Raw genomic sequence first — 7,500 nt, forward strand, 5'->3', positions numbered from 1 at the left:
ATGTAGAGATTCTCTACCCGAGCAAGTTCTATGGTCTTGAGTTTATTGAGTCCGAGAATGTCCTTACTTCGGTGAACAATATCTACTTAAACGGTGTTCGTATTGCTGCCATGAACGAGGCTGGTGCTCTTGCGTATTACCTGACCGATCAAGTGGACTCTGTCTCGCACGTATTAGATGACGAGGGGAATACCCTTTCTCAGATTCAATATCAGCCGTATGGTGAGACGTTTGTTCAACGTGGGGATTTGAACTTTGCTCCCAAATACAATTCTCAGGAGTTGGATCGCGAGTCCGGATTTTACTTTTACAATGCTCGTTACTACGATCCCGGGATTGCTAGGTTTACCAGTGCAGATACGATTATTGACGGCGAATTTGATACGCAAGGTTGGAACCGGTTCTCGTATGTGAAAGGAAATCCGATCGGGGCGAAAGATCCAACAGGGCATTTCGCACCAGTTATAATTGCTGTTGGCATTGCAGCCTTAGCTTTTGCGACAGACTTTGAAGAACTAGAAGCTCCTGGAAAAGATCATCATGCTAAGAATCCAGAAGGTCAAAGCCCACAAGATAAGCTAAAGGATAAGGCAGTTGAAGCCGCATCTGAAAAGGCAGGCGATATTGCTGCTAAAGGATTAAAAAAATTAGCTACAAAGTGTCCAGGAGCAAAAGCAAAACTTGGGTGCCAACTTGCAGCTGAAGTAGTTGGAGCAGTAATTGGAAGTGGTGGTTCGGGATCAGGAAAGGTAAGTAAAAAATCAGCACCTAAAACAATAGAATCTAAAGTTAAAGGTGAAAAACCTAAAAATTACACGCCTGAAGGTTCTGGAAGAAGAGGCGCATACCGAGAAGCAAAAAGAAATAGTGATATACCTGTTAGTCAGCAACCTAATAAAACCTCACCTGCAAAGGATAAAAGAGGGAATCCAATCCCGGGACGGGATTATGACTTTGGAGATGGAAAAGTAATCAGAGATCACTCTGGTGGACATACTTATCCAGATAATCCTTCTCAAAATCGAGATTCTCATATCAATGATATTTTTGGTAACCACTATGACTACTAGCACTTATAAAACAGAAAAAGATTTAAATGGCTTTGAAATCTATTCCTGGTTTAGCAAGGACTATGCTTACGAAAGGGTCGGATATATTCCAAACATTAGAGTTTGTTCCAAATCTTCTGTTCCTAATGTAGATAGAAATAGATTTAAAACTGAATGCGCCAGACTGATTAAACTCTTATTCAACAATACCAAAGCCTTATACTTAGTTCGATTTGTTCTCACTCAAACAGAGTTAACAAGAGTTGAGAAAAGTAAAGGTGTCTGGGGCCCTTTAAAAACTACGTCAAAACAAGAATTAATATTTGGAGAAGAAATTGAATTTAAAACGAAGGATACCTTAATTCGAACAGGTGTAGCAAAAATTAACAATATTGGAGCACTTAAAAGTATATCACTATTAGAAAAAGGCCCATTAAGTAATTTTATAATTTCTTCTAATACTGAGTTAACGAAAAATAACCTGATTGAACTAACGAATGAATTTGCAAATTCGGAAAAAAAGCTACTCATTTTTCCATTAATAATTCATGTGCTTCAAAATTTTGAAGGTCTAATTCGTTTTGGAGATTCAGGTGAAGAAGTCTGTATAGATTACATTTATACCAAGTCTGAGTGAGCCTCGCAAAAACTAAAAAAGCAGAGGAATATAACGGGACGAAAGAACGAATCGGAGAGCATGCGAATTCCTGGCTTAAAGAAGAGTGCGAGACAAGCGTTAGACAACTTTCTTGTAAGCGATAATTTGGTTTTAAATAAATGAGCGAATGTTTATATTGAGGCATGGATACACATACTGAAAGTTGAGTGCTATAATTGGATCTTTACGATTTTAATTGATGGATTTCCAGGGTTTTATGATATTCGTATATCTTTATGTTTTTATACGAGAGCCTATAATTTATAGTTAGACGCAAGCTACGAAAACAATGACTTTAATCAATGATAAGAGTAGAGAAAAAGATTTATTATATGAATCTATTTTTCGTACATACAGTAGGCTTAACCATAGGAAAGAAGAAAAACAAGTTGAGACATTGATGGAATTGTTTGAAAGGAAAGACTTGCTTCCCCTTACAATTGTTCCAGTCAAAGTTCGTAGATTCATAGAAATTTCAGGATATGAAATTAAATTACAGAATGATCTTCTTTTTTTCCCAGCTAAGAGCGTAAACAATTTACTGGCTGGGCATAATAATGCCTTAAAAGCTCTAAAAAATAAAATTACAGCGATGGAATGGTTTATTCCACCATTCGTATCTTTAGGTGAGATTAGGAAATTTGACTCTAGTTTAAAAAGTTGGGAGGATATATATAACCACTTTTACATTGCAGGTATTTTCCTGAAAAAGTATAAAACATTAAAAATAGTCAAAAATTATTCTAGACTAATTTTGGATGCAATACTCGCTTACTATTCAGGACTTACATCTGCATCCATAACAATACTTATCCCAGTGATTGAAGGGGTTACTCGTGACATTGCTCGGGATTTAAATGTTTTGAAAAGCGATGTTAGTTCGGAAATGTTTTTAGATGTAATTAAAAAAACTAAATTACATTATAAATCGAATATTATATTTTCAGATTATTCTTGGGTTCCTCGGAGTCATTATGATGATTCTTTTTGGGTGGAAGTAGATGAAGTTATTCAGATGTTGGAGGCACTGTCGTTTTATATTGAAAGATACTACTATGCAAACAGCAAAAAATTTGAAGGGGAAAATGAGCTGAATAGACATGGAATCCTGCATGGATTCTTTAAAAATTATAGCTCACAAATCAATTTTTACAAACTTTTGTCATTTATAGATATGTTATGTTTTATCATTATTTATAATGGTGAAGAAGGGAGTTTGATGGCTCCCGATATAGATCGGAGTTCAGCTGAGCTCGCTACCCTCTTTTTCACTATAGAAGATAAAACAAAAAGCGAAGGATCCAAAATAGAAAAATATTATAATTAAGACGTTCGTAGCCAGCGTCTAACTGCGGCTTGCCGCTTCGTTAGGCGAAAATGGTATAGTAAAAAACATTAATAAGTAAATTATTTCTTAAACTTTATTTAAAAGATTTAAACAAAATTAACTTTTAGAAATCAAGACAGGTTGTAAGATAATTAGTGCAAAATAACAAAATTAAATTCGTATTTGCGTGTTTGCTGCTTCTTGCAACGTCGATAGTACCTCAACAGAGTATAGAGAAGAAACAGTATTCACTTCAGCAAGAAAAAAAATCAGAATCTGCTGAAGTTAAAGAGAGGCTTATTAAAATTCAGTACAATATTGAAAAATTAGCAAAGGAAAAAAATGAAAATAGTTTCTGGCTATCTCTATTACCTATATTTATTGCTTTTCTGGCAGGATTTTTAGCTCTTTTGCAAATAAAAAAGAATGCAGTTACAAATGCGAGAATTACATACACTCAGGATCTCCGCAAAATAATCAGTGAATTTAGTGCTCATTATTCCCACTTAGAACGCTCAATTGCACTACATGGACAAAATCGCTTATCGATAAGCGAACAAGCAGAACTTCGGAAAGATGTTCGCCAATTGCAAGTTCTTTCATATCATATTTTTCTCTCCTTAGATCCAGTAAGAAATGAAACACATAAACGTTTGGAAGAGAATACACTGAAGATTTTAAATTTATTGGAAAAAGGAAAAAATCAGATAATAATAGCTGAATTCTTAGAACTTGATCGAGAATTTTTGCTTTCTGCTAGATCCTTCCTCAAAGAATCTTGGAAAGAAGCGAAAGCTTTATGGAAATAAAGATGCCACTTCGTCTAACTGCGGTTTCTCAGTTTGTGAGACTCGGCTAAGGCCGCTCAAACCTCGCGCCAATCTCTTTGGGAACGCGAACGTCGAAAAGCCTATTTCGTTAGTCGCAATGTATCAAAATAATAACTAAAAAAACATTTTGAGGCTATAAATATGTAAGCGACTAACGAAGTACAGGCTCTCTAATTTGTGGAAGATCTTGACAAGAAAGACTTCTGGGTTCGCTTTCCCAAGACTTAAAAAGATCTCGTAAATAAGCATACGGATCGATCCCTGATACTTTTGCATTTTGAACTAAAGAATAGAAACCTGCACTTGCGGTTGCCCCTTGTGGACAACCTGAGAAGAGCCAATTCTTTCTGCCGATTACAAAAGGACGAATATCGTTCTCAACTAAGTTTGTATCGAGTTGCAATTCGGGATGATCCAAAAAGATCAAAAGTTTTCCCCATTGACCGAAAAGATAACCGAGAGCTTTACCCATCGAGGATTTAGGAGCCACTTCGACGATCCGTTGATTCATCCAGGAATGAATTTCATCAACGATCAGCTGAGACTCAGATTGCCTGAGATTCAAATGTGCTTCAGAGTTTAAACCTTCTTCCTTAGCCTTTGATTCGATTGCATAAAGCTTACCGATTTTCTTCACGATCCATTGGGCTTGGGCATTCTTAACATCGATTTTTAGGATCTCGAAAAATTTCCGACGAGCATGATTCCAGCATCCGGCATGAAGAATTTTCGATTTTGTTTCCAACAAAGAATCGTAAGATTGGAAACCGTCCGTTTGGATGATTCCTTCAAAATTGGAAATCCATTCCTCTAAGAATTTAGTGCTTCGACTCGGTTCGTAATGATAGAGAATAACTGGCTTCCCCCGAATCAGTCCTCGAATCACCCACATATACGATTTGGAGGAGTTTGACTTTCCTTCTTCGTTTAACACTTGGAGAGTCGTCTCATCGATCTGTAAATACTTCGATTTGAAAAGTTCACTTCTCACATCTTCCATCATCGGAGAGAGTTTTTCAAAAACTTGAATCGCCGTATTGGAAAGAGTACTTCTTGAAATCTCTACTCCAGACCTTTGCAGAATACCGACTTGTCTGTAAAACGGAAGAGCATCCGCGAACTTCTGAGTGATTGTATAAGCTAAGAATCCGGAAGAAAGCATACTCTTCTCGGCGATTTGGTTGGGAACCGGAGCAATCTTGACAACGGGAAGAGTTTCATCCGAAGTTCCTTCGCAATGTTTGCAGGCATACTTGGGACGGATATGAACCTCGACTTGAACTTTTGCGGGAATGATGTCTAACTTCTCGGACTTTTCTTCTCCGATGCGAGTAAGCTCATGACCACAAGAGCAGGTTTTATCGATTTCAGGAATATCGTGTAATATTGCAATTCGAGGAAAATAATCAGGAAACGGTTTTCTTCCCGTCTTCTTTCTCGTATGGCTCTTAACAGGAGTAAAAAGACTCTCTTCTTCGGGTTCCGGAGAATCTTCTTGCAACGAACTTTCTATTTCGTTAAAAAGAATCCCTTGGTCTTTTTCGATCTGGCTCCATTTTTCAGTCTTTCTTCCGAATAGCTGGATCTTTAGTCTCTCGATCTGATCCAAATGTTCGGATTCTTTTAATCGCTGAAGCCGTAATTCTTCCTGATATTCAACTTCCTTCTGTTTTTGAAAGCTTAACTCTTCCTCGTATTCTATTATTTTATTCTTCTCTAATATGATAATCTTCTTTAATTCTTCTACGTCATCCGGTAGTGAATTTGGATCCAAGGACACAATGATGAAGTCATAATCGATACGAAACGTTAGTCAACTCTTTTCAACTGACATTCTTGTATTTTAGTTTCTTGTGCTCTTTGAAAAAATCGATCCCATTCAATAGCCAATGAAACCTTTCAACGGGTATTTTATGCACTTCCTCTTCCGTATTCGGCCAAGGAAATTTACTCTCTTCCAGTCTTTTCTGCCAAAGACAGAATCCTGACTTGTCCCAGTACAGCATTTTCAGTTTATCTTTCTTGCGATTGCAGAAGAGAAAGACGCTCTCCGAATACGGATCTTTTTTCATCTTTCCTTCTACGATTACAGAGAGCGTATTGATCGATTTCCTTAAATCCGTCGCCCCAGGTCGAAGATACACTTTTCTGTTTCCGGGATTTAACTCCATCGTCCTAAACTAAACTGAACGTTTACTTGGAGCGAAGCCTTCCCCGACGTATCTATCTTTAAGGTCAAAAATTCGGTCTCTAACAATGAATGAGAACTTGTTGAAGAAGCGGGGATTTCTACTAAATCGTTCTTCTCTGAATCCTTAGAACGCCTCTCCCAATGATACCGAAACGTTGTATATTTCAGGCCTCTTTCATTACAATACTGACGTTGCGAAAGCCTACTCTTTGAAAAATCATCAAACTCTTTCTGCCAATCTATATTTCTTTTCTTCATCAAGCACAGTTTACAACAGTTATACGATTAGCGGAAGGTGTGCTTGAGTAAGCTGTTACATAGTTTCTGCGAGCAACGGCAGTCCAGTTCTTTGGATAAGTTTGTAGGAACGAAGACATCAGATCCCGAGCATAACAATTCAAACGGTTTGTTTCCAAAAGTGCATGAATTTTTATAAAAATATTTGACATCTACCGAAAACAACGTCTAAATAATATCATGAGCTTGGATACCCTCAAATTTCATTTAAAGCCTGGGAAAGTCTATCGACGTAGCGATTTGTTACCATATTCCCCTAGTATTGATCGAGAATTAAATCAACTTGTAAAACAAGGGTTTTTAAAGAAAGAGGCTACGGGCTTATATTTCCGTCCTAAAAAAGGCAAATTCGGAGATGTCCCAGCAAGTATTTCTGCACTTGTCGAAAAGTATCTAAAAACAAAAGATTTCCTGATCGTAGATCATAATGCGTTGAATTCTATGAATCTAGGCTTAACACAACTTTATACAGTGCTAACGGTTTATAACCAAAAAAGACATGGGCTTGTTGAACTCGGTGGTGTTCGGTTTAACTTTAAAAGACGTCCGGGGTATCCGCAAACTCTTTCGCCTGAATTCCTGTTAGTCGAGCTACTGAATGAACGTAAGACCTTGCCTGAAATCCCCGTCGATCTAAAAGAGAAGATGCAGAAACTTGTTAAAAAATTAAATCGGACTCAACTAAAAAAGTTTTCAGAACAATTTGGAAAAATTGCTGTGAAAAAAGAATTTGAAGAGCTATTGTCCTCCCACAAATGAGTAAATCGTTTATACATTTCGATAAGGAATGGAAAGATTTAGTTCGAGTGGTGGCTTCCTCCGAAAAGCTGTCTCCTAGTCTGATTGAAAAAGACTATTGGATTATGCACGTCCTTTGGTCTTTGTTAAATTCCGGTCTCAACTTTTATATGAAAGGAGGGACTTCCCTCTCCAAGGCATATGGAATGATCAATCGATTTTCCGAAGATATAGATTTGTTAATAGAAGACGATGCATTAAAATCAAAAACAGCTCGAACGGATACGTCTAAACCGAATCTGGAAAAACGAAGGGCTTTCTTTGATGCTCTACCGACGCGCATGAATGTTCCAGGGGCCGTAGGTATCAAAAGAGACATTGACTTTGATGATGATAAAGTTAGAAACGCC

At 37.3% G+C, this 7,500-nt stretch carries 9 protein-coding genes (1 of these 9 only partly in view); 6 read left to right on the forward strand and 3 right to left on the reverse strand.

Features of this window, described 5'->3' with window-relative positions; all coding sequences use genetic code 11:
• The 4 genes from LEP1GSC059_RS22165 to LEP1GSC059_RS13665 form a co-directional block, all read left to right on the forward strand.
• Positions 1-1,070 (forward strand): RHS repeat-associated core domain-containing protein (locus LEP1GSC059_RS22165; RefSeq protein WP_272943893.1); only part of this gene is annotated, 1,070 nt, incomplete at its 5' end.
• On the forward strand, positions 1,060-1,686 hold the full coding sequence (locus tag LEP1GSC059_RS13655) for a hypothetical protein (RefSeq protein WP_235592157.1): 627 nt from the start codon (positions 1,060-1,062) through the stop codon (positions 1,684-1,686). The genes LEP1GSC059_RS22165 and LEP1GSC059_RS13655, both read left to right, overlap by 11 nt.
• Positions 1,687-1,996: 310 nt before the next feature.
• Positions 1,997-3,034: a hypothetical protein gene (locus tag LEP1GSC059_RS13660; RefSeq protein WP_017214282.1), complete on the forward strand. Its 1,038-nt coding sequence runs from the start codon at positions 1,997-1,999 to the stop codon at positions 3,032-3,034.
• Positions 3,035-3,189: 155 nt separating this feature from the next.
• Positions 3,190-3,843, forward strand: coding sequence for a hypothetical protein (locus LEP1GSC059_RS13665; RefSeq protein ID WP_017214283.1), 654 nt, complete (start codon positions 3,190-3,192; stop codon positions 3,841-3,843).
• Between the two features lie 172 nt (positions 3,844-4,015).
• Here LEP1GSC059_RS13665 and tnpC read toward each other — a convergent pair whose 3' ends face one another.
• Genes tnpC through tnpA form a run of 3 tightly spaced genes read right to left on the reverse strand, consistent with a single transcriptional unit; the run spans position 4,016 to position 6,313 of the window.
• Positions 4,016-5,644: an IS66 family transposase gene (tnpC, locus tag LEP1GSC059_RS13670; protein ID WP_017214284.1), complete on the reverse strand. Its 1,629-nt coding sequence runs from the start codon at positions 5,642-5,644 to the stop codon at positions 4,016-4,018.
• 43 nt (positions 5,645-5,687) lie between these two features.
• Positions 5,688-6,008, reverse strand: a complete 321-nt coding sequence (tnpB, locus tag LEP1GSC059_RS13675) for an IS66 family insertion sequence element accessory protein TnpB (RefSeq protein WP_036057668.1) — start codon at positions 6,006-6,008, stop codon at positions 5,688-5,690.
• A 17-nt stretch (positions 6,009-6,025) separates the two neighbouring features.
• Positions 6,026-6,313: an IS66 family insertion sequence element accessory protein TnpA gene (gene tnpA / locus LEP1GSC059_RS24310; protein ID WP_017214286.1), complete on the reverse strand. Its 288-nt coding sequence runs from the start codon at positions 6,311-6,313 to the stop codon at positions 6,026-6,028.
• 219 nt (positions 6,314-6,532) lie between these two features.
• On the opposite strand from tnpA, the gene LEP1GSC059_RS13685 reads away from it, so the two are divergent.
• Together LEP1GSC059_RS13685 and LEP1GSC059_RS13690 are read left to right on the forward strand one after the other, a co-directional pair.
• Positions 6,533-7,111 (forward strand): hypothetical protein, encoded by a 579-nt coding sequence (locus tag LEP1GSC059_RS13685; RefSeq protein ID WP_017214287.1) that lies wholly within the window; start codon positions 6,533-6,535, stop codon positions 7,109-7,111.
• A protein-coding gene (locus tag LEP1GSC059_RS13690) for a nucleotidyl transferase AbiEii/AbiGii toxin family protein (RefSeq protein WP_017214288.1) crosses the window boundary here: on the forward strand, positions 7,108-7,500 show its start. 552 nt of this gene lie beyond the right edge of the window; only the first 393 of its 945 coding nucleotides appear in the window; it begins with the start codon at positions 7,108-7,110; the stop codon falls past the right edge of the window. The genes LEP1GSC059_RS13685 and LEP1GSC059_RS13690 overlap by 4 nt, the downstream gene beginning before the upstream one ends.

This window comes from Leptospira noguchii serovar Panama str. CZ214 (assembly GCF_000306255.2).
GTDB lineage: Bacteria > Spirochaetota > Leptospiria > Leptospirales > Leptospiraceae > Leptospira > Leptospira noguchii.

Bases quoted from the DNA above. Each gene is read 5' to 3' on its own strand.
- LEP1GSC059_RS13655 (WP_235592157.1), top strand. From the start codon at position 1,060: ATGACTACTAGCACTTATAAAACAGAAAAAGATTTAAATGGCTTTGAA.
- LEP1GSC059_RS13660 (WP_017214282.1), top strand. From the start codon at position 1,997: ATGACTTTAATCAATGATAAGAGTAGAGAAAAAGATTTATTATATGAA.
- tnpA (WP_017214286.1), bottom strand. From the start codon at position 6,313: ATGAAGAAAAGAAATATAGATTGGCAGAAAGAGTTTGATGATTTTTCA.
- LEP1GSC059_RS13685 (WP_017214287.1), top strand. From the start codon at position 6,533: ATGAGCTTGGATACCCTCAAATTTCATTTAAAGCCTGGGAAAGTCTAT.